The organism is Clostridium chromiireducens, from assembly GCF_003575225.1.
Classification (GTDB): Bacteria; Bacillota; Clostridia; order Clostridiales; family Clostridiaceae; genus Clostridium; species Clostridium chromiireducens.
Genome location: NZ_QXDJ01000007.1, coordinates 72368 through 94698, shown reverse-complemented (window position 1 = coordinate 94698; position 22331 = coordinate 72368). Strand labels below are relative to the sequence as shown.

At 29.9% G+C, this 22331-nt stretch carries 17 protein-coding genes, 5 tRNA genes and 1 riboswitch; of the genes, 2 read left to right on the top strand and 20 right to left on the bottom strand.

The features are described 5' to 3' along the window. Positions 1–19 precede the first annotated feature (19 nt). From D2A34_RS22515 to D2A34_RS27070, 8 genes are all read right to left on the bottom strand, one after another. Complete coding sequence (locus tag D2A34_RS22515) at positions 20–982, bottom strand: Gfo/Idh/MocA family protein (RefSeq protein ID WP_119367981.1); 963 nt, start codon at positions 980–982, stop codon at positions 20–22. Positions 983–1223: 241 nt separating this feature from the next. Continuing rightward, positions 1224–3401 carry a Tex family protein gene (locus D2A34_RS22510; protein WP_119367980.1) on the bottom strand — a complete coding sequence of 726 codons (2178 nt, stop codon included), beginning with the start codon at positions 3399–3401 and terminating at the stop codon, positions 1224–1226. Between the two features lie 157 nt (positions 3402–3558). Next, positions 3559–3894 carry a hypothetical protein gene (locus D2A34_RS22505; RefSeq protein WP_079438882.1) on the bottom strand — a complete coding sequence of 112 codons (336 nt, stop codon included), beginning with the start codon at positions 3892–3894 and terminating at the stop codon, positions 3559–3561. Between the two features lie 18 nt (positions 3895–3912). Then, entirely contained in the window at positions 3913–4839 is a 927-nt protein-coding gene (locus D2A34_RS22500) for a site-2 protease family protein (protein WP_119367979.1), read from the bottom strand. 52 nt (positions 4840–4891) lie between these two features. Further along, positions 4892–5749 (bottom strand): CPBP family intramembrane glutamic endopeptidase, encoded by an 858-nt coding sequence (locus tag D2A34_RS22495; protein ID WP_119367978.1) that lies wholly within the window; start codon positions 5747–5749, stop codon positions 4892–4894. 199 nt (positions 5750–5948) lie between these two features. Then, entirely contained in the window at positions 5949–7448 is a 1500-nt protein-coding gene (locus tag D2A34_RS22490; RefSeq protein WP_079438884.1) for a sensor histidine kinase, read from the bottom strand. Then, the gene (locus tag D2A34_RS22485) at positions 7438–8133 is read right to left on the bottom strand and encodes a response regulator transcription factor (RefSeq protein WP_079438885.1); all 696 of its coding nucleotides are present in this window, start codon (positions 8131–8133) and stop codon (positions 7438–7440) included. The genes D2A34_RS22490 and D2A34_RS22485 overlap by 11 nt, the downstream gene beginning before the upstream one ends. A gap of 303 nt (positions 8134–8436) precedes the next feature. Then, positions 8437–8613: a hypothetical protein gene (locus D2A34_RS27070; protein ID WP_202117334.1), complete on the bottom strand. Its 177-nt coding sequence runs from the start codon at positions 8611–8613 to the stop codon at positions 8437–8439. Positions 8614–8846: 233 nt separating this feature from the next. On the opposite strand from D2A34_RS27070, the gene D2A34_RS22475 reads away from it, so the two are divergent. Both D2A34_RS22475 and D2A34_RS22470 read left to right on the top strand, forming a co-directional pair. Further along, a complete protein-coding gene (locus D2A34_RS22475; RefSeq protein WP_119367977.1) occupies positions 8847–9626 on the top strand; it encodes a MerR family transcriptional regulator in 780 nt (259 codons plus the stop codon). A 62-nt stretch (positions 9627–9688) separates the two neighbouring features. Beyond that, positions 9689–10597, top strand: coding sequence for a hypothetical protein (locus D2A34_RS22470; RefSeq protein WP_119367976.1), 909 nt, complete (start codon positions 9689–9691; stop codon positions 10595–10597). A 93-nt stretch (positions 10598–10690) separates the two neighbouring features. Here D2A34_RS22470 and prfB read toward each other — a convergent pair. From prfB to D2A34_RS22410, 12 genes are all read right to left on the bottom strand, one after another. Beyond that, positions 10691–11786, bottom strand: a protein-coding gene (prfB, locus tag D2A34_RS22465) for a peptide chain release factor 2 (RefSeq protein ID WP_119367975.1) whose coding sequence is annotated in 2 segments (ribosomal slippage) — positions 10691–11707 and positions 11709–11786 — 1095 coding nt in all. Because the reading frame shifts where the segments join, the coding sequence is not laid out codon by codon here. Between the two features lie 205 nt (positions 11787–11991). Further along, a complete protein-coding gene (gene secA / locus D2A34_RS22460; protein WP_119367974.1) occupies positions 11992–14550 on the bottom strand; it encodes a preprotein translocase subunit SecA in 2559 nt (852 codons plus the stop codon). A 338-nt stretch (positions 14551–14888) separates the two neighbouring features. After that, complete coding sequence (gene hpf, locus D2A34_RS22455; protein ID WP_079438889.1) at positions 14889–15422, bottom strand: ribosome hibernation-promoting factor, HPF/YfiA family; 534 nt, start codon at positions 15420–15422, stop codon at positions 14889–14891. A gap of 415 nt (positions 15423–15837) precedes the next feature. Next, positions 15838–16494 (bottom strand): ComF family protein, encoded by a 657-nt coding sequence (locus tag D2A34_RS22450; RefSeq protein ID WP_119367973.1) that lies wholly within the window; start codon positions 16492–16494, stop codon positions 15838–15840. After that, positions 16467–17483: a hypothetical protein gene (locus tag D2A34_RS22445; protein WP_079438891.1), complete on the bottom strand. Its 1017-nt coding sequence runs from the start codon at positions 17481–17483 to the stop codon at positions 16467–16469. Before D2A34_RS22445 ends, D2A34_RS22450 begins: the two co-directional genes overlap by 28 nt. An 18-nt stretch (positions 17484–17501) precedes the next feature. Next, positions 17502–19730, bottom strand: a complete 2229-nt coding sequence (recD2, locus tag D2A34_RS22440; protein ID WP_119367972.1) for an SF1B family DNA helicase RecD2 — start codon at positions 19728–19730, stop codon at positions 17502–17504. Positions 19731–20081: 351 nt separating this feature from the next. Then, positions 20082–21257 carry a methionine adenosyltransferase gene (metK, locus tag D2A34_RS22435; RefSeq protein ID WP_079438893.1) on the bottom strand — a complete coding sequence of 392 codons (1176 nt, stop codon included), beginning with the start codon at positions 21255–21257 and terminating at the stop codon, positions 20082–20084. Positions 21258–21635: 378 nt separating this feature from the next. After that, positions 21636–21734: riboswitch (SAM riboswitch) on the bottom strand. 117 nt (positions 21735–21851) lie between these two features. Continuing rightward, positions 21852–21936 (bottom strand) — tRNA-Tyr (locus D2A34_RS22430). A gap of 12 nt (positions 21937–21948) precedes the next feature. After that, positions 21949–22023 (bottom strand) — tRNA-Thr (locus D2A34_RS22425). 27 nt (positions 22024–22050) lie between these two features. After that, positions 22051–22126 (bottom strand) — tRNA-Val (locus D2A34_RS22420). A gap of 7 nt (positions 22127–22133) precedes the next feature. Further along, positions 22134–22218: transfer RNA gene (locus D2A34_RS22415), tRNA-Tyr, on the bottom strand. A gap of 12 nt (positions 22219–22230) precedes the next feature. Next, positions 22231–22305: transfer RNA gene (locus D2A34_RS22410), tRNA-Thr, on the bottom strand. Positions 22306–22331: the final 26 nt, after the last annotated feature.

Sequence of the window (22331 nt, the reverse complement as noted above, 5' to 3'; positions counted from 1 at the left end):
AATAATAAACATTACAGACTTATTTCTGTCCTGCATTTATTCTAATTCTATCTAATACTTCCATAACACGAATTGACTCATCTAGAGGTAAGCAATCACTTTGCAATTTTGAATCTCTTAAACTATTATGTACCTCTTGAATTTCTGCATACATATCATCAAATTCTATTTCTTTTTCAATTGTATATGGCTGATTACCATCTATGTTGACTGTAACCATACTTGGTCTATTATAAATTGGTATTTCTATGAAACCTTTTGTTCCTTTAATAATAGCAGTTCTTTCCTTATTTCTATCAATAGCTCCTTCTACAGTGCCTATTACTCCATTTTTAAAAGTAATTGTTGCTTTAAAATAAGCATCAACTTCCGACTCATTTATATCCATATAAGAGTTAACCTCATTAACTTCCGAGTCAATCATATCCATAACAAATGACAATGGATAAATTCCTACATCAAGTAGCGCCCCGCCTTGTTTCTTATCAAGCAAATATGATCCTGGATTAATATTCTCTACATGATTACAAAAATTAGCTTCTATAGCTACAATTTCACCAATCTCGTTATTCTTTATTATCTCTTTAATCTCATGAACTAATGGAATAAATCTTGTTTTCATTGCTTCCATAAAAAATGTATTATTTAATAAAGCTTCCGTTTTTATTTCTTTCATCTCTTCTGCATTTAAACCTACTGGCTTTTCACACAAAACAGCCTTTTTACGCCTTAAAGCTTCAATAGACCAATATTTATGTGAACCATGAGGCAAAGCTATATAAACAGCATCTATCTCATTATCATTTAATAATTGATCATAATCTTCGTATACTTTTTCACTATTATATTTATTATGAAATGCATCGCGTTTTTCTTTAGTTTTAGATGCAATAGCATATAGCTTCCCTTCATTTGTATACGACAAACTCTTCGCAAAACGTGAAGCTATATTCCCTAGTCCAATAATTCCCCATCTAATCATTATTTTCCCTCCTATTTGTAACTTTTTTTATAAACCACCCTATATAATAACTATATCATATTTTTCATAAGCGTATGTTATTAACCAATATTTTAATATTAAAATACCTATAACTTTCAGCTAAATCACAGAAAAGCACAAGTAAAGTACCACATTATAATTATTGACTCGTCTCAAGTAGAAAAGTCTTAAGAATAAATATACTTTTATTCTTAAGACTTTTCATAAATCAATATATTAATTATACTTCTACAGACTCATCAATATCTTTCATTGTTAACGATATTCTCTTTCTCTTTTCATCAACTTCTAGTATTGCAACCTTGACTATATCTCCAACCTTAACAATATCTAAAGGATGCTTTACAAATCTATTTGCCATTTGGCTCTTATGAACTAGACCATCTTGATGGACTCCGATATCTACAAAAGCACCAAAATCTGATACATTTCTAACAGTTCCAGCTAAAACCATTCCAGGCTTTAAGTCCTTAAGTTCTATTATTCCTGTTTTAAGTATTGGCTTTGGCATTCCTTCTCTCGGATCCCTACCTGGTTTCTTTAATTCCTTGATTATATCCTTTAAAGTAAGTTCTCCAACTTCTAAAGTTTGACTTAACTTCTTTAATCCTTGTTCTTCTGCTCTTTCATCAATATCGCCTAATTTATTGTTTTTTAAATCCTCTTTATTATAGCCAAGTATCTCTATTAGTTTTTTAGCTATATCATAAGATTCTGGATGAACTGAGGTATTATCTAGAGGTTCTTTACTCTCATCAACTCTTAAGAAACCTGCACATTGTTCATATGCTTTTTGACCTAATCTCTTAACTTTTAGCAATTCTTTTCTTGAAGTAAAATGACCAACTTCTTCTCTATAATCAACAATATTTTTAGCTATAGTTGCATTTATTCCTGAAATATGTGTTAAGAGTGATGGTGTTGCGATGTTTAAATCAACTCCAACAGTATTAACCGAATCTTCTACTACACCTGCCAAAGATTCTTCTAATTTTTTAGGAGTAACATCGTGTTGATACTGTCCTACCCCTATAGCTTTCGGATCTATTTTTACTAACTCAGCCAGTGGGTCCTGAAGTCTTCTTCCTATTGATATAGCACCTCTTACTGTAACATCTAGATCTGGATATTCTTTGGTTGCAAGTTCTGATGCTGAATAAACTGACGCCCCAGCTTCAGATACAATAACATATGCTAATTCCTTACCAGTTTCTTTTTTTATCTCAGTAATCATTTCAGCAATAACTTCTTCAGATTCTCTTGAGGCTGTTCCATTTCCGAGCGAAATAACATCAACGTTATGTTTAGCAATAAGAGCTTTCAAGGTTCTCTTAGTTCCCTCTATATCTCTTTTAGGTACTGTTGGATATACTGCTGTATTTTCTAAAAACTTTCCTGTTGCATCTAATATGGCAATTTTACATCCTGTTCTAAATCCAGGGTCATATCCCATTACTACTTTTCCTTTGATTGGAGCTTGCAGCAATAATGCTTTAAGGTTTTCTTTGAAAATCTTAATAGCACCTTCTTCACCGATATCAGTTAACTCACTTCTTATTTCTCTTTCTATTGATGGGTAAATTAATCTTTTCAATGAATCTTTAATTGCAAGTTTTAGCTTTTCATCTAAAACTGCATCACCCTTAAATATTTGATTTTCTAAGTATTTAATTATCTTCTCTTCATTAGCTGTGATTTTAACACTTAGAATCTTTTCTTTTTCTCCTCTGTTTATAGCTAATATCCTGTGAGGAGGTATTTTATTTACTGCTTCTGAATATTCATAATACATTTCATAAGGAGTTGGCTCTTCTGAGCTTCCCTTTGATTCTATATTACCTTCTCTAATAACAAATTCTCTTATATACTTTCTATACTTAGCTTCATCAGAAATGTTTTCAGCTATTATATCTAAAGCTCCTTGAATAGCTTCTCCACTATTTGCTACGCCTTTTTCTTCACTTATATATTTAGCTGCCTCTTCATCTAAGTTACCACTAAATTTTCCTTCTAAAATTAGTTCTGCAAGAGGTTTTAATCCCTTTTCTGCAGCTATTGTTGCTTTTGTTCTCTTTTTAGGTTTAAACGGTCTGTATATATCTTCAACTTCTGTTAAAGTTGTTGCACTTTCTAGGGCGTTACCTATCTCTTCTGTAAACTTTTCTTGTTCTTGTATAAGCCTTGTGACATCAGCTTTTCTTTCTTCTAAATTCCTCAAATATGTAAGTCTCTCAGATAATTTTCTTAATACTTCATCCGAAAGCCCTCCTGTTGCTTCTTTTCTATATCTTGAAATAAACGGAACTGTATTTCCATCATCTAAAAGTCCAATAACATTTTGAACTTGACTTAGTTTTATTTCTAGCTCTTGTGCGATTCTTTCTTCAATTGAATTCATAACTTCCTCCATCTTAATATAGACTTATTACTAAAATAATTATTGCCATCATAATACTATTTTACCATACAAATTATTATTGCCATTACTATTTTTAGCAATGGCAATAATCTTATATATATTAATATTATAAACTTATTTAAATTCAAGGCAAGAATTAAATATTTTTTTCATCAACAGTAGTTTTTACATCAAGCTGTTCACCTTTTTTATATATTGTTATTATTAATTTTCTCAAATCATTTTTATTTAAATTATCATATACTGCTATTTCTTGTTTTTCATTATCCATAAAATAATGTAACTTAAGCTCTGTTGTTTTATGCAAATAACTTAAAATCAAAGTTTTAGCTACTTGCCCATCTTTTCTTATATTTGATATTTTTAAAGGGTGCTTTTCTATCCCCTCAAAACTTAAGTATATGTCTTCTAAGTCCTCACCGGTCATGTTTTTAATAAGAATATCTTTTGCGCCTGGTATATTAAAATACATATTTAATCCCTCCAATTTTTATTGAATCAGTATAGAAGAATGAATACCATGGATATATGTTATTCCAAGGCCCAAAAGCAATATTAATCCGAAATAACCTAGAGCAAACATCCACCTCATCGTTGCCTTTACTTCATAATACAATTTGTCTGGATTTCTATATTGCTCAATAACTTTCACAATCCCAAGTACTAGTAACATTAATATAATAGGATTAAATGCTTTAAAAAGAGCGATTATACCTATTGGTATTCCTATTAACCATAACTTAGGTGATATTGCTGATACAATTCTCCCCCCGTCAAGTGGATGAACAGGTATAAGGTTAAACAAATTTAACATAAATCCTGTATAAGCTAACGCCATTAAAACGTCTTCTTTTAAAATATAATATAACAACAAACAAATTAATGAGCCAAGACTTCCAACTAACGGTCCCCCAATTGCAACCTTTGCCTCTGTCACTGCATCTTTTGGTTCTTCCTTTAGACTGATTAAAGCCCCTACAAAAGGAATAAATATAGGTACACCTACATCTAATTTAATAGCTTTCGCAGTTAAGTAATGGCCCATTTCATGGATAAATAACAATAACACAAAACCACTTGCAAATGTCCATCCATATGTCTTAGCATATATTACAATCATTAATAACATGGATGCAATAGTAGATATAAATTTTCCTAACTTCAAGAATATAAATATAAATTTAAATTTCACTAGAATAAATATAATTGCTGATTTAAATTTTATAAGAATTAAGAGAACTGCTCCTAAAACACCCCAAAAACCTTTTTTATTTTTTAGTTTTGTTATTAGATTATCTTTTTCTTTTGTATCTAATACATTTAAGTTAGTTATCTCTTTCTCTTCATATAGACCATTATTTATTTCTTTATTTACATTTGAATTAATATCTTTCATTTCACTCTCAAAATTATCCATACTGGCTCCTTATTATATGCTTATAATTTTTTAATTAGAGTCTTGTTTAAAATTAAATTCTCAAATTGATATCTTTATCAAAACTTTCTCTTAAGCAAATTTTATTTTTAGTTATGAATCTAATAAAAAAAATAATTCCAATAGAAAACAACACAGTTCCTGATATTGCATTCATAATAATGTAGTCCGATGTCAAAGTAACATATTCAGTTTTAAATCCTTGAAAAGGAATTACTACTAACATATATAACAAACCATTTATAGTACAAATTAACATAGGCATAAGAATATTTTCGTATTTTATATATAAAATACAATTAATAACTCCTAATGCTAAATTGCCTATCATTTCTGGGCAGAGATTAATAGCAGAAAAAATTATAGAAGATACAATCAATCCAGCATAAATGTTAAGTTTCTTTGAAATCCTTTTGAATAAAACATATCTAAATGTTAATTCATCAATAACTGGTGATAAGATGACTACTATTATAAAACACATCCAATAATCGGTCGTAGAATTTATAGTGAAAGGGATATCATTTATAAAATCATTTGCGAAACTTGGGTCAATTAAATATAGTAAATCAATTATTAGTTTACTTCCTCCTACATTTAGGCATGTGAAAAATGATATAATACAAATAATTTCTTTGACATTTAATTTAATTTTAAAATCATTATATAAATTAATTATTTTTTCTTTAGACGGCTTAACCTTGTAAATTAGCATGGAAAATAATATAATACCTGATTGCATACATAATTTATTCATATCACTATTACTAATTTCTCCATCTGCACTTGACAATATAAAAAACGATGCTATTATTAAAGTTACAATTGTAATTAAATATATAACCACGACATTCCTAATTTTAACTTCATTAAAATCGCTATCAAATTTCAAAATTTCAACACCTTTCCCAACAATTTTCTATAGCAATGCCTCTCTATAGTTTATACCAAGCATAATGCATCAGAATCCTATTCCAATATAACCCACTATACTTAGTATAAATATATCCTGTTAAATACTACTTACAATAATATTAAATTAACCTTAAAATACTATATAAAAAATAAGTTGTTGCGCTAAGTCTTTAGGTTTAGATCTTATTCTTAAATACAACAAGCGGTAACATTATTTCAAAAGTTGTTCCGATGCCACTATCTATAATTCTAATATCACCATCGTGCTTATTTAGAATTTTTTTTGTAATTGATAATCCAAGCCCAGTTCCACCGGTTTTAGAATTCCTTGATTTATCAACTCTAACAAATGGATTAAATATATTTTCTCGATACCTTATAGGAATACTATCACCATTGTCAGATAAAATAATGTAAAAACTATTATCTCTGATCTCAGTCTTTATACCAATTTTCCCACCTGCTTGCGTATATTTAATTTTATTATCCAATACATTATTGATTGCTCTTGATAATTTTTCTTCATTTATCATTACATAATAAGGCTCTTCCGTTATATCAAAATCATATTCAAATTTTTTATGATCAAATTCAGGAATATAATTAGCAATAGTTTGCCTTATAAATTCTGATATATCAGCCTTTACAGTAACCATTTTATAATCAGAATTATCATATAAAGAGAACTCAAATAAATCTGTTATTAATTTATTTGCCCTCTGTGAGTTATTATTTATTATATTTAAGTATTCCAACTTTTCATCTTCTTTTAAATCTCTATTATTAACTAAAGTTTCGCTATAACCCAAAATAGATGCAAGGGGATTTTTCAAATCATGAGATATGTCTAATATTAAATCCTCTTTGGCCTTTTCTAACTTTTCTCTCTGACTTTTCTCATTTTGTATTGTTTCTGCCATCATATTAAATCCATTAGCTAACTCAAGAAATTCATTTTTCTTATCAATATCAAGTCTTACATTATAGTTACCATGAGATATTTCCATAACCCCGCTTAATAATGTTCTTATTGGATTTATGAATGCTGTTGAAGTAGCCTTAGCCAAAGCATATACAACTGACAAAATTAACATTATATTAAAAAAACTCATTATCTTTATTAATAAATTATGTGGAATTATATTTGTGATCTTATTCGGTTTTGTAACTTGTGAATATGGAAATCCAACCACAACTAATGAATCTTCTTCTTTTATGTATCTGCTATACAAAGAATACTTAACATTATTGCTTGTATCAATTATTGAATTATTAAATTCTGATAATGCAAACATAGTTCTAAGATCATCATTTAGTGAGTTCTCATTGTCCTTTGTTAGTCCAAATAGATACATATAACTTTGTAAATTTATATGTTTAAATTCTTCAATAACATGCCCTCTGGAGTAGAACACTATATTCCGATTATTTATTTTTATCATAAATCCATCTATCTCATCTAGATCTTCATCGGTTATATCGTTATAATCATTTTTTAATTTATCTTCTAATTCCTTGAAATAAGATGTGTATGTACGAGGGTTACATAAAATTTCATATGCTGCAATAGAACCAATAACAGCTGCTAGTAATATCAAATTAATAGCTATATATCCTATAAAATATATAAAAAATAGCTCTGTCGTAACACTTCTTTTTATCCTTTTAGCCCTCATTAACATTTACCCTTTCAATTTTATACCCTATTCCTCTTATAGTTTTTATATAAACGGGATTCTTAGGATCATCTTCTATCTTCTCTCTAATATGACTTAAATGAACCATAATATTATTTGAATCCCCAAAATACGCATCTTCCCATACTTCTTCATAGATTTGTTTCTTAGTAAATACTTTCCCTAAATTTGAAACCAATAACTTGAGTATTTTAAATTCTTTTGGATTTAAATCTATCTTTTTATTTCCCTTATAAACTTCAAATGTCTCAGTAAATAACTTCAAATCACCTGTTGAATAAATTATATCTTTATGTTCAGCATATTTATAACATCTTCTAAGGTTAGAAGCCACTCTAGCAGATAATTCAATTGGACTTATAGGTTTTACTAAATAGTCATCTGCTCCAAGTCCTAAAGCCAAAACTTTATCGGAATCATTACCCATTGCTGTAATACAAATTATTGGAATAGTAGAGACAGCTCGTACTCTTTGTATTACTGAAATCCCATCGATATCAGGCATCATTATATCTAATAAAATCAAGTCAATCTTTTCATTTTCAAATATCGTTAAGGCTTCTCTTCCGTCACATGCCTCATAAACCTCGTAATTTTCTTTTCTCATATGTAAAGAAATAAGATTTCTAATATCTTTTTCATCTTCAACTATTAGAATATTCATATATTCAACTCCTCAATTAATTCTGAGTATATTTTATCATACATTTATACTATTTATAGGAATTAATTTCAATTTTTAATTTCTTTACTATTCGTTTAATTGGAAATGCTATTTTATATTAAATTCTTATTGCCCAGACAAAAATTCAACTGTATAATTATTATGTAAATATTTCCAAGGTGGTGGGGTTATGGTTAAAAATATTAGTAGAATATGTTCTTTTTCTTTATTATTTTTACTTTCAATTATTGCTTTAAATGAATTTCAGATAATGAGTTATTCAGGCAACCTAAAAAATATATTTTACTTTATAACATTAATTTTAATTATGTTTTCATCTGTTACAACACTTCTAACAAATAAGTCAGGTTTCTTTAAATTTGTTAGTGTATTAATAATTGCCGCTTTAGTAGCTGGTGGCGTTATGTCCATACTTAAACCCGGATTAAATATCTCCTTATATGTTTGCGTAATACTCATTGCAATATATTCATTAATAGATATTTTTTATAAAGCTGCTTAATATAATTTTTTTATTTACGTATTTAAATTTTTATTTCTAAATAATTTTCAAAACTTGGTCTGTCAATATTTCATAAAAACTTCTGTTTCTAGCAGAAGTTTTTTTAATAGAAATTTAAAATATTTTTATTTAGAGTATTGCTCATGACGTAACGTCATATGCTATTATTCAATTGAGGTAATAAAAAACTATGAACAGTGAAAATTTAATGACTGTAGGAGAACTAGCATCTAAAATGAATGTTACTGTTAGAACTCTACAATATTATGATAAACAAGGTCTACTAAAACCATCTTCACAAAGCGAAGGAGGAAGACGTCTATATACAAATAAGGATATGATTAAGTTGAACCAAATACTCTCTCTAAAATTTCTTGGATTTTCTTTAGAGGATATTAAAAGTCGATTAATTCCTATTGATACTCCAAAGGAAGTGGATAACGCATTAAAAGAGCAAGCATCTATAATACAAGATAAAATTTCGTATTTGCAAGAAGCACTTACTGCAATTGAGTCACTTCGTGAAGAAATCCAGCAAATAAATTCGATAGATTGGAAAAAATATTCTGATATTATCTCACTACTCCAGTCAAAAAACGAAAACTATTGGGTTGTTAAATACTTTGATACTGATTCCTTCCATAAAATAAAAACATCTTTTACTAGTGAGGATTCAGAAAAAATTATTTCTACTTGGCATGAATTATGTAATCAAATTATACAACTAAAATCTCAAAATGAACTCCCAACTGGAAGTAAATCACAATTAGTTGCAAAAGACTGGTGGAATATGGTCAACAGATTCACAGGTGGGGATATAACTATGTTAAAAGATCTTGTGAATTTCAATAAAGATAAAGAAAATTGGAATACTGATTGGAAAGAAAAGCAAACTCTGATTGACGATTTTTTAGAACAAGCATTATTTAAATACTTCAAAGATAACAATATTGAAGTTCCCAAAATATAGTGGATACAATTTGATTAATGTTCTTATAAGTATTAAAAAATATTATTTTAGTGAGGTGCAATATGCTTAAAAATATGTTTATAAAAGAAAATATTAAATTTACTATACTTTTAACAATACTTACTACAGTAATTTGGTCTCTAGTATCAGGATTCTTAATGGGAATATGTGGCTTTGTTAAAACTTCTAGCCAGAGCTCACACAACTCACTCAAATCGTTATTTGCTTTATTTCTACTTTGCCTTTTTAATTCAATTATAGTTATTTGGTATACAAATAGAAGTCATTATACTGAAAAAAAACTATTTATTAATATTTTTATTATTATCTTTGGTATACTTGGATTTATGACACAAATTGAAACTTTATATTTTAATAATTCAATTGATATGCCTCTATTAATTGTATTTATAACAGTTTTCACTTGTGCTATGATAGGTATTTTTTGCGCCTTATTCTCTGTAAACATTAAGAGAAAATTAAAAGTGCAAACTAATAATAATTCCGCACTAAAATTTAACTCCATTGGAGGAAATATCAGAAAATTTATTTTTCTATCTTTTCTTTATATGATTTTTTATTTTTTCTTTGGATATTTTATAGCATGGCAGTTCCCTGCTGTAAGAGTATTTTACTCTGGAAGCACGAATATCCTTCCTTTCTGGACTCATATGCAAAATCAATTTCATCAAGATGCATTCTTAATCGTATTTCAAATATTTAGGGGATTCTTATGGACTATCATAGGCTATCTCTTACTGAAAGGTTTATCTGTAAATAATAAAATAGAAAGATATATTTTAATGGGATTGCTTTTAAGTATCCCTCTAGCAACGCCTTTATTTGCACCAAATGATTTTATGCCTTCTGGTGTAAGATTCGGACATTTCTTCGAACTACTTATCGAGAATTTTCTTTTTGGGACTATCTTAACTTATATATTGCCCGAAAACAAAAAATTAAATAAATAGATTCATATATAATAATAAAAAGAGTTAAGAAGCTTTATTTACTTCTCAACTCTTTTTATTATAGATATTTACTATCTTAGTAAGCCATACTAATTACTGCTTTAAATACGCATTTATAAAAATATCTATTTCCCCATCCATCACCGCTGAGACATTTGAAGTTTCAACATTTGTTCTATGGTCTTTAACCATACTGTATGGATGGAACACATATGACCTTATTTGACTTCCCCAACCCATATCTTTTAATTCTCCAGTTAGATCTTCAATTTTTTCCTTATGCGCTCTTTCTTTCAATTCAACCAATTTGGACTTAAGCATTTCCATAGCTGTATCCTTATTAGAAAATTGGCTTCTTTCGTTCTGACATTGTACAACTATACCAGTAGGTAAATGCGTGATTCTAACTGCTGAATCAGTCTTATTTACATGCTGTCCTCCAGCACCTCCTGATCTATAGGTATCAATTCTCAAATCGTCAGACTTTATGTCTATATCCTGCTCTTTTGTAAGCTCTGGCAGTACTTCCATGGACGCAAATGAAGTTTGTCTTTTACCATTAGCATTAAAAGGCGATATTCTAACCAATCTATGAATTCCCTTTTCAGCTTTTAAATATCCATATGCATATTCTCCTGTAACTTTTAATGTTACACTCTTAATCCCCGCTTCATCTCCTGGAAGTAAGTCTATGGTTTCAATACTATAGCCTTGTTTTTCGCACCATCTTGTGTACATTCTCAGAAGCATTTCAGTCCAATCATTCGCATCGGTACCACCCACACCAACATGTAGTGTCAAAATGGCATTATTCTTATCATAATCACCAGACAAGAGCACTTTCATATTATAATCATCTATCTGATTTTCCACTTCTCGTATAGTTTGTATTATTTCATTTGCAGACTCTTCATCGTCATCTTCCATAATTTCTTTCAATACTTCAATATCATCAACTTGAGATTTTAGTCTATCATAATTATCAATTTTGTTCTTTATTGACTTACTCTTCTTTGTAACTTCCTCTGCTCTTTTAACGTCATCCCAGAAACCTGGCTCTTGCATTTGACATTCCAATTCATGAAGCTCCTTTTCAAGACCTTCTCTGTCAAAGTGAAGCCCCCATTTCCTCTATAGATTTTTTTATATTAGGAAGCTTTATTAATTCCTTTTCAAGCTCAATAATCATCTATTTTCACCCCTTTTAATCAGTTAACGGTTAGCAAGTAACAGTTTATTTTGATAAAAATTCCGTAGTAATTTCAATTTAAATTGCTACTTAACAATAAAACAACAATTCTTTGAAATCTCTACGGAATTTATTATATCATACTTATTATTTAAAAGCCTCTGAAGTTTTTTGCTAAACTGTTATAAAGAATTGTAACCTTGCTTTAAGCTTCTCTTCCACAACAATTCTTAAATTTCTTTCCACTGCCACATGGACACAATTCATTTCTTCCATGCTTATCAAGATTCCTAACAGGCGCTGCTGGACTTGAACCTGGTCCACCTGGTGGATTTTGTCCTGGTCCTGGTGCTGCTGCACTTGATGCTTCAGCATGAATTGCTGCTGTTTCTTGAGCAACTCTTACTCTCTCTGGAGCAACTTCTATTTTCACACGGAATAATAGCTTAACTGTTTCTTCCTTGATTGATCTAATCATTTCATTAAACATTTCACTACCTTCCATTTGGTAAGCTTGAACTGGATCAATTTGCTTAAATGATTGAAGTCCAATACCTTGTTTTAGGTGATCCATGTTATCTATATGACTCATCCATTTAGTATCAACTGATCTTAAAAGAACAACTCTTTCAACTTCTCTTAATCTTTCTGGTGTAAATTCTTCTTCTTTTGCCTCATAGAATTTACGTGCAATTTCATAAAGATTTTCAATTATTTCTTCATTTGATAGATTCTCTAAACTTGGTAAGTTAACCAAACCTGCTGGAATACATATTTCTTGTAAGTGTACCATTAAGTTTAAAAATTCTTCTCTATAATCTTCTGCTTCACCTGTAATATGAATATTAACAGATTCTGCAATAATATCTTTTGTCATTGATAATACTTCTTCTTTTACATCTTCACCTTCAAGAACCTCTGATCTTTGTTTATAGATAACTTCTCTTTGAATATTCATTACATCATCGTATCCTAATAATTGCTTTCTAATATCAAAGTTGTTACCTTCAACCTTCTTCTGAGCATTTTCAATAGCCTTTGAAACCATTTTACTTTCAATAGCTTCTTCTTCTTGAAGTCCTAATTTTTCAACAACTCCTTGAATCTTTTCTGATCCAAATATTCTCATTAAATCATCTTCTAATGAAATAAAGAATGTTGATTCACCAGGGTCCCCTTGTCTTCCTGAACGTCCTCTTAATTGGTTATCTATTCTTCTTGATTCATGTCTTTCAGTACCTATTATCTTAAGACCGCCAAGTTCAACTACTCCTTCACCAAGCTTAATATCAGTACCTCTACCAGCCATATTAGTAGCTATAGTAACCATACCCTTTTCACCTGCGTGACTTATTATTTCAGCTTCTTGTTCATGGAATTTAGCATTTAATACTTGATGTGGCACTCCCTTTTTCTTAAGCATGCTTGAAACAAGTTCTGATTTTTCGATGCTTACTGTACCAACCAGTACCGGTTGACCTTTAGCATGAGCTTTTTCTACCTCTGAAGCAACTGCTTTAATTTTTCCAAGTTCAGTACTGAATACTAAATCCGGATTATCTTTTCTTGCGATTGGTCTATGTGTTGGTATAACAATAACATCTAATCCATAAATTTCTCTGAATTCATTTTCCTCAGTTAATGCAGTACCAGTCATACCTGCTAATTTTTTATACATTCTGAAGTAATTTTGGAATGTAATAGTAGCTAACGTTTTTGATTCTCTTGCAATCTTGACACCTTCTTTTGCTTCTATTGCTTGATGAAGACCATCTGAATATCTTCTACCTTCCATAAGTCTTCCTGTAAATTCATCAACGATTATTACTTCTCCATCTTTAACCATGTAGTCTTTATCTCTTCTCATGGCAAAGTTTGCTTTTAATGCTTGAGTCACATAATGTTGTAATTCAATATTCTCAGCATCAGCATAATTTTTAACATTAAATGTAGCTTCTGCTTTTCTAACACCTTCATCAGTTAACATTACTGCATTAGCTTTTTCATCTCTAGTGAAGTCTCTTTCTTCAAGTAATTTCTTTGCGAAGTAATCAGCAACCTTATAAAATTCAGTAGATTTTTCACCTTGACCTGAAATAATAAGCGGAGTTCTAGCTTCATCGATTAAAATCGAGTCAACCTCATCGACTATTGCAAAATTTAATGGTTTTTGAACTCTTTCTTCTTTGTAGATAACCATGTTGTCTCTTAAATAGTCAAATCCAAATTCATTATTAGTTCCATAAGTTATATCTGATCCATATGATTCTCTTCTTTGATCATTATTTAATTCATGTACAATAACACCTGTAGTCAATCCTAAGAAACCATATAATTGACCCATCTGTTCAGCATCTCTTTTGGCAAGGTAATCATTAACAGTTACTATGTGAACTCCATTTCCACTTAATCCGTTCAAATATGCTGGTAATGTTGCAACTAAAGTTTTACCTTCACCTGTTTTCATTTCTGATATTCTTCCTTGGTGAAGTATCATACCTCCCATAAGTTGTTCATCATAATGTTTCATTCCTAAAACCCTTGCAGATGCTTCTCTTACAACCGCAAATGCTTCTGATAGAATATCATCTAAAGTCTCTCCATTTGCTAATCTTTCTTTGAATTCAAAAGTCTTTGCTTTTAATTCTTCATCTGAAAGTTTTTGCATTGCCTCGTCTAAATCATTTATTTTTTGTATACTAGGTCTAAGCCTCTTAACTTCTCTTTCACTATATGTTCCAAATACGGCATCTAATAGTCCCATAATGTCATCCTTTCGAAATTCTATATTTCACACTAATTTCTAAAATATATTTGATAAATTCAATTTATAAATCACGTATTCTATAATTATAGCATTTTATTTATCTTCTTTTCAATAAAACTCATGATTTTTGTATTAAATCCTATATAAAACATCTAATTTTAATTCTTTTTTAATATTTTGCTCACATTTTATTAATAATAAATGTGAATATTGGAATTAAAAATTCCATATTATGCAGGTTGATTTATTACAAGATTTTCTCTACTCACACGCAATATAAAAACTGTTCGAAATGTGAGTTAAACTCACATTTCGAACAGTCATATTCATGAATTTTATATAAATTCTGGTTCTAACAAACCATAATCTCCATCTTTTCTTTTATAAATTACATTCACCTTACTGCTATCAGCATCTTGATATACAAAGAAATTATGTCCCAATAAATCCATTTGAAGAATTGCCTCTTCAGAATTCATTGGTTTTACTCCAAATTTCTTTACTCTAACTAAATTTCCAGACTCCTCATCTGATGGATTGATATCTATATTATTTATTTCTGCAAATTTCAATGATCCACTATGTTTTCTAGACAATCTAGTTTTTTGCTTTCTAATTTGTCTTTCCAATTTATCTTCTACCAAGTCTAATGACTTGTACATATCAGAAGTCGATTCCTCACCTCTTAATACTACCCCATTAAACGGAATCATAACTTCTATTTTATGTCTATTTTTTTGAACACTTAGTGTAACCTTAGCTTCTACGCCCACTTCAAAATACTTTTCCAATTTGCTTATCTTTTTTTGCACTATTTCTCTTAGTGCATCTGTTAGTTCTATATTTTTTGCTATAACTGTGACTTTCATTAATTCCAGCCCCTCTCATATGAAAAAGTTTTTTAAACTTAATATCTTTAAGTTATTATTATTTTATCATCTTTTTACTAACTTAACAAGACAATTATCAGTTTATTCTGAAAATTAAGCGCAAAAAATAAATCTAACTGTAAATTTCAGATTAGATTTCTCATTTGATCCGTTAGCAATAATTCAAATATAAATAAAAGTAAAGCTAGTTGACCTGGTTTTTGACCCCACACTCGCCTGCTGGAGCTTTTGCTAATAGAATTTAATCCCTCACTACTAACCCTCTCAGAATATAACTGGCAGGACTTACTTCTATACCGCACCATGCTCCTTAGACATTTTGCCTAAATTACGTGGATCGTTTTGCCTGCGACTAGCTTCGACTTTCAACCACAAACCTAGCTTTACATTAATATTATATATGACTTTTGGCTAAGGTCAATAGTTTTATATCGTTTACTTGATATTTTTTTAATAATTTATACGCTTCATTAATGGTTGCACCGGTAGTAATTACATCATCTATTAGTATAATATTACATCCCTTTAATTTTATTCCTCTTTTTACATTAAAAGCATTTTTTATATTTTCGTATCTTTCTTCCTTTTTTAATGTTTTCTGTTCTTTTGTTTCCTTACTTTTAATTAATATCTCTAAACTTCTAATTGATAAATCTCTAGATATCTTTTTAGCCATATATTCGCATTGATTAAATCCTCTTACCTTTTTTGATTTTTTTGATAGAGGTATATATGTTATTATGTATTCCTTGTAGTTAAAATTATTAATAATATATTCTTCAAGCAGCTCTGTTAGTATATCCCCCGCCGTAAAATTGTTCTTATATTTAAACTTTAATATTAACTCCTTTAATACTCCACCATAATAACCGTAGCTTATTATTTTATCTTGATATAAATTCTTTATTCTTTTTATATCTTTTCTACAATTTTCACAAATTCCAAAACAATCATCATCTCTACATATAATGCAATAATTTTCTCTTGGATATATTACTTCAATTAGTCCTTCCCACAAATTTCTTATAATTCTATTAAGCGTTTCTCCCATACTTTTTTATTGAAATCTCTTGCCATACTTTTTGCTCTTTCCATATCATCTGATACCTCATTTGAAACTAATAAAACCTCAGGTAATTTAAGATTTACATTTCTTATTTGTCCACATACATATAGTAGTTTCTTATACGTATATCTCTCATTATCAGAAAATAATATTACTGCATCATCCATATAGCAATATTCAAGTAACTCCTCTATTTTATTGGTTATTACAAATATTGCCTTATCTTTATATTTTGATACCTTTTCACATCTCTTCATTTCATCCTTCTCTGATACTTTTATTACCTTCACGTCTTGAAGCTTTAATTTATTAGAAAAATAATCATATACTATGCTAAGTTTTTCTCTGTTTGGTACATAAATAACTACTTTATGATTGCTTTCTCTGAACCACTTAAAATAGTCATAAAGAGTAAATGGAATATCTAAATTTAGATCTATTCTAGTTGTTAATATTCTAGGTTCCACAAAAGGTTTTTTGTAGTTATATGCTACAAGCTCAAGCTTCTCACCAACTAGAGCCAATTTTTCTATACTATATATCAGCACTCTTTTGCCCAAACTTGCACAAATTTCAAGCATATCTCTTACAGTTACATTACTTAAATTAGAAAAGTATGTAATGTCATCAAAAATCACCAAATCATAATGTTCTTTAACCTTCATCAAGTTGCTATAATGAATAAATGTAAAATCTGAGTTCGAATGCCCCTTTTCAATATAAGAATGAGTTATATTTGAATTAAGTTCTCTTACAATGTTAACAAGTTCTCTATTCTCTCCATTCTTTCCCCAAACATATAATACTTTATTATTGTTTTGGGCAAGCTTACATATTATATTTGAAAAAATACATGATGTATTAAACGGAACTGTAACAATTGTTAGAAATTTGATATTTTTCTTATACCAATACTCTATTTTATCAAATGCGTATTTCAAATCTTCTTCTGTTACTTTAGATACATTCCTCATACACCTATCTCCCTTCAATTAATTTTCAAACTCATCTTTAGTTATTATATCTTTAATTCTATGTTTTAATGCCGAATATCTTTCTATGCTATTTGTATTATTAATCATATACATTAATGCTTTTTGAAATCCAACAACAACTACTAATTGTTTAGCTCTTGTGATCCCCGTATAGAGTAAATTACGGTTCATCAAAAAAGGTGAACCCATAAACACTGGCATTATTACAACTTTAAATTCGCTTCCCTGACTTTTATGTATTGTAGTTGCATATGCTAAATCTAATTCATCTAAAAAATTAAAATCGTAAATTACTTTTCTTTCCTCATCAAATATAATGGTAAGAGTTTTTCTCTCATCATCTATACTCTCTATAAATCCCAAATCACCATTAAATACACCAACACCTTCACTTTCACCATAACCACTAACTCTAACCCATTTTAAAGTATAGTTGTTCTTAGTCTGCATAACTTTATCTCCTTCTCTAAAAATTATATCTCGAGAAGTCTTTTCTTTTTTATCTTTTGATGGTGAATTAAACATTTCTTGAAGAATAGTATTTAAGTTAGTTACTCCGAGCACCCCTTTTCTCATAGGCGTTAATACCTGCATATCTTTTAATTTATCCCATGATTTATTAAACTTAGGAAGTCTCCTATTCATTAAATCCATTATTGTATTAGCTATTCTTTCTTGATTTTCTTCATTAATAAAGAAAAAATCTTTATCCTTTTGATTTAATAATGGCATCTCACCTTGATTTATCCTATGTGCATTTACTACAATCAGACTTTCTGACCCCTGCCTAAAGATTTCTTTTAATCTTACAACCTTTATATATTCACTTTCTATAAGATCCTTTAATACGTTTCCTGGCCCAACAGACGGCAATTGATCTACATCTCCTACAATTATTAATCTTGTTCCTAAATTAATAGCTTTTAGTAAATTTTGCATTAGCATTATATCAATCATAGATGCCTCATCAATGATTATCACATCGCAATCTAGAGGTGATGATTCTCCTTTCTCAAAGACCGATTCATCATCTTCCGCGATCCCCATTTCTAATAATCTATGTATTGTTTTAGCTTCCCTTCCTGTTGATTCAGTCATTCTTTTAGCAGCTCTTCCTGTGGGTGCTCCAAGTATTACCTTCATCCCATTATTCTCATAAATATGTATTATAGCTTTTATTATTGTTGTCTTACCGGTTCCAGGACCTCCTGTTATTATTTCTATACCGTTATTAAAAGCTCCACTAATCGCTTCCCTCTGTGACTCTGCAAATTTTATATTTTGTTCCTTTTCAAATACATCAATTTCAAAATCAATGTCAGAATTTATAGTTTGTATTTGTTGCAACCCTAAAGTAATTATTTTACTTGTCACACCTAGCTCACAATAATAGTACTGGAGTAAAAAACCCACTTCAATTCCATTTACATTTTCAACAATAATTTTTTGCTGCGCCGACATATCATATATGTTCTTCTCGATTACTTCCTTAGATATTAATAAATTTCTTTCACATTCCTCTATTATATTATCCTTCGGCATAAATGTGTTACCTGCACCACAAAATTGATTCATTACATATTTAATGCAGCTTTGTATTCTAAAATCTGAACTGCCTTCAATTCCTATACTCATTGCAATTCTATCTGCCGTCTTAAATCCAATACCGGATATTTCATCACATAGTATATAAGGATTATCTGCTACTATATGTCTTGCATTTGGTCCAAATTTCTTATAAATCTTCATGCATTGGTTATTAGTAACGCCATGTTTATGAAAATATAGTATTATATCTTTTAAGCCTTGTTGTTCTATATAAGATTCATATATTATTTGAAATTTTTTTTCGCCTATGCCTTCTATTTCCGTAAGCCTTTCGATATGATTTTCCATGATATCTAAAGTTTCTTCACCAAACTTTTCTATTATCTTCTTAGCTGTTACAGGTCCAATTCCATGTATTATTCCAGCACTCAAGTATTTCTCTATTCCATCTAATGAGTTTGGAAGAAGTTCTTCATAATCTTGAATATTAAATTGATTACCAAACTGCTTATGCACTGTCCAGTATCCTGTTAATTTTACATTCTGTCCTTCCTTCAAAAACGGAACAGTTCCAACAGCATTAATTAAATTTTTCTCATTCCTAATCCTACAAACTACATAACCAGTATCCTCACTTTTAAATACAATGCTTTCTACAAAACCATTTAGAACTTCCATAGAATCTCTCCAAACTTTTTATGTTTATTTAAACTGCTAAGAATAAAATTTAACTTTAGATTTATTTCTTTTTTTATTATATCACAAATAAATTGCACAATAGTTTAACACTATTAATTTGTTAATATTATTCTAATATAATAATTTCTTATGAATATTAGACTTATTTGAAAGTGACGGTCTCAAAGATATCTAACAACAGCATACATTAACTAATTCTTAATAAAATTAAAAATTCATTACGCAATAAAGCTGTCCTAAATAAATTTAAGACAGCTAATAAATACATCTATACTATTTTTAAGTTACTCTAGTGATTTAAATTACGCTTTAATTAGTAACAATTAAAGCTTAGATATATTTTTTTATTTCTTCAGCTTTATTTAATTGTTCCCATGGTAGATTAAGATCATTTCTACCGAAATGTCCATAAGCAGCTGTTTGTCTATAAATAGGTCTTCTTAAGTCAAGATCTCTAATTATAGCTCCTGGTCTTAAATCAAAAACTTTTTCCACTATTTCAACAATCTTATCTTCATCAATCTTTCCTGTTCCAAAAGTTTCCACTTCAATTGAAACTGGTTTAGCAACACCAATTGCATAAGCTAATTGAATTTCAAGTTTATCAGCAACACCTGCAGCAACTAAATTCTTAGCTACCCATCTTGCAGCATAAGCAGCTGATCTGTCTACCTTAGTTGGATCTTTTCCAGAGAAAGCTCCGCCACCGTGTCTACCATAACCACCGTATGTATCAACTATTATCTTTCTTCCTGTTAACCCTGAATCTCCTTGAGGGCCTCCAACAACAAATCTACCTGTTGGGTTAATGAAATATCTAGTTTCACTATCTAATAACTCTGCTGGAACAACAGCGTCTATAACATACTTTTTAAGATCTTCTTGAATTTGTTCTAAAGTTACTTTCTCATCATGTTGTGTTGATATAACTATAGTATCTATTCTCTTAGGTACATTATCTTCATATTCAACAGTAACTTGAGTTTTACCATCTGGTCTTAAATAATTTAAAGTACCATCTTTTCTTACTTCTGTAAGTCTTCTTGATAATTTATGAGCCATGTATACTGGAAGCGGCATAAAATCCTCTGTTTCATTAGTCGCAAAACCAAACATCATACCTTGGTCTCCAGCTCCAACTGCCTCTACTGCATCTTTTTCACCTTTTCTTGATTCAAAAGCTTCATCAACACCCATTGCAATATCGGCTGATTGTTCATCTATTGATGTGATAACTGAGCAAGTATCACAGTCAAATCCGAATTTTGCTCTATCATATCCAATTTCTCTTACTGTTTGTCTAACTACCTTTGGAATATCAACATAACAATTTGTTGTTATTTCTCCCATTACCATAACCATACCTGTAGTAGTGCATGTTTCACAAGCAACTCTAGCAAGTGGATCTTGTGTCAAAATAGCATCTAATATAGCATCAGAGATTTGGTCACACATTTTATCTGGATGCCCTTCTGTAACTGATTCTGAAGTAAATAATCTTCTCATTTTGTTCTCTCCTTCACTTATATATGTATCATTTTATTTTATACATATATTATTTTATTTTAAAAAACTTATATCTACTTATTATATTTTAAATACAATATAAACCAAATTAAATTACTCTTCTCCATTGATTTCTAATATTTTTTACTTTAATAATTAAGCATGCGTAAACTTAATTATATCAAGTGAAACTTGATTCAGGTGGAGCTTATTCTTCATCTGAATCTTAGTTGAAGTTATACCTTCAAGGGGTGCCTCGTCTAGGGTCGTTCCACTGTTAGCAACAATCTTAATAGGGATTAGGAGCATTACAGTTGCTAGACATCAGATAAATAAAAAAAGCTCTTCGATAAGAAGAGCGCGATTTTAACAATCATTTTCTTATCTTGTAGAAATATCTACAGGAATTGGCACCTTATATTAATACAGGTTGCCGGGTTTCACAGGGCCCTATCCCTCCACCTCTCTTGATAAGAGTTACATAATTTAATTTTCAAAAATATTTTATCATAGCATCCATAATTAGTCAATATTATAACTATCTATTATTATGCTAATATTCAATAAAAAAGAATAAACTATGTTTATTCTTTTTGGTGGAGGAAGATGGATTCGAACCATCGAAACGAAACGTAACAGATTTACAGTCTGCCCCCTTTGGCCACTCGGGAATTCCTCCATATTATTTTGTTGGAGCTGGCAATAGGAATCGAACCTACAACCTGCTGATTACAAGTCAGCTGCTCTACCGTTGAGCCATGCCAGCATGTTTATTTGATTATATTTTTTAAGATGGTGGGCACAACAGGGCTCGAACCTGTGACCCCCTGCTTGTAAGGCAGGTGCTCTCCCAGCTGAGCTATGCGCCCATCTTAATGGTGGAGGAAGATGGATTCGAACCATCGAAACGAAACGTAACAGATTTACAGTCTGCCCCCTTTGGCCACTCGGGAATTCCTCCATATTATTTTGTTGGAGCTGGCAATAGGAATCGAACCTACAACCTGCTGATTACAAGTCAGCTGCTCTACCGTTGAGCCATGCCAGCATGTTTATTTGATTATATTTTTTAAG